This window comes from Allorhizocola rhizosphaerae (genome assembly GCF_003426775.1).
Classification (GTDB): domain Bacteria; phylum Actinomycetota; class Actinomycetes; order Mycobacteriales; family Micromonosporaceae; genus Allorhizocola; species Allorhizocola rhizosphaerae.
On the sequence record NZ_QJUG01000487.1, the window covers coordinates 1 to 1,096 of the forward strand.

At 73.4% G+C, this 1,096-nt stretch carries 1 protein-coding gene and 1 pseudogene; both read right to left on the bottom strand.

Going from position 1 to position 1,096, the window contains the following annotated elements; translation table 11 throughout:
* Window positions 1-263, bottom strand: a 263-nt coding sequence (locus tag DM816_RS43405) for a DUF5691 domain-containing protein (protein WP_211589097.1), incomplete at its 3' end; no start/stop codon positions are given.
* Window positions 264-309: 46 nt separating this feature from the next.
* Window positions 310-1,096 (bottom strand): annotated as a pseudogene (locus DM816_RS41990) (SWIM zinc finger family protein); the annotation flags it as partial.

A 1,096-nucleotide genomic window follows, 5' to 3' on the forward strand; every position in this document is an offset into this window, starting at 1 on the left:
AGCCGCGCCAGCCGCGCCCCGGCACCGCGCGAGGCGACCGCGCGCTGCTCGGCCGGTGCCAGTATCGGCTCAAGCCCGCGCACCGGCCGCAGCCCGGCCCGGCGCGCCAGAGCGATCGCCGCAGCGGCCGTCATCAGCCCATCGGCATCGAGCTCCCCGGTCGGCAGCACTGTCGCAAGTGGACCATCTTGAGCCGGCGCGGCACACGCCCGCTTGTCCAACCCCACCAACGCGCTCGACAGCAAATCCGGCCAAAGACTCATGGCAGCGCCACCCCGCCACCGCCACCTGCACGCCGCACAATCGCACTCATGGCAGCACCACATCGCCATCGACATACATAGCCAGGGGGATCAGGCCGGACCACGTCCACTCGGCCGCGATGACCGCAGGCTCGCCACCCGACGCCGCCAAGAACCGCCACTGGTCACCACAGCGCGCGTCGAGCGGGAGCGCCTCACCGTCGGGATCGAGCACATGCCACCGCTCCCCCGGCCCATGCCCGGCGGGCACGATCGCGCCGTGCAGCAGCATCGGCCACGCCTCAAGCCACGGGTCGGCCGCGAGCGCATCGGTCAGGCGGCGCAACGACTCGGCCACCGTCCAGCCGCGCGGCTCCAGCAGGCTCACCCCGTGGGTCGCCGCGACCAGCGCGCGGATGCCGGGATAGAAGCAAAGGTCAGCGTCGATCTCGGTGCCGCCCGTCAGGTCGGACGGCAGTGACTGCCCCGGCGCGGCGAACGACAGCACCAGTGCAGCACGCCCGGTCTCCTTGCCGATCAGCCACACCCGCCGCACGCTCAGCCGCTCCTCATAGCTGTCGCGAACGCCGATCACCTGCCACACGTCGCGCACCGGTGGCTGGGCCAGCACCTGCTCGGTCGGCACCGGCTGACCCACCCGCATCCGCACCACGGCCGCCAAATCACCCGGCAGCCCGCCACCCCCATCTGACGACCCGGTCACCGCCCCATCCGAGGCTGCCGCCGCATCGCCCGCCGCATCGCCCGCCGAGGCCGCCACCGCCCCATCCGACGCCGCCGCAGCAGAGCCCGCCGCTTCGCCCGCCGAGGCCGCCACCGCCAAAGGCCAGGCG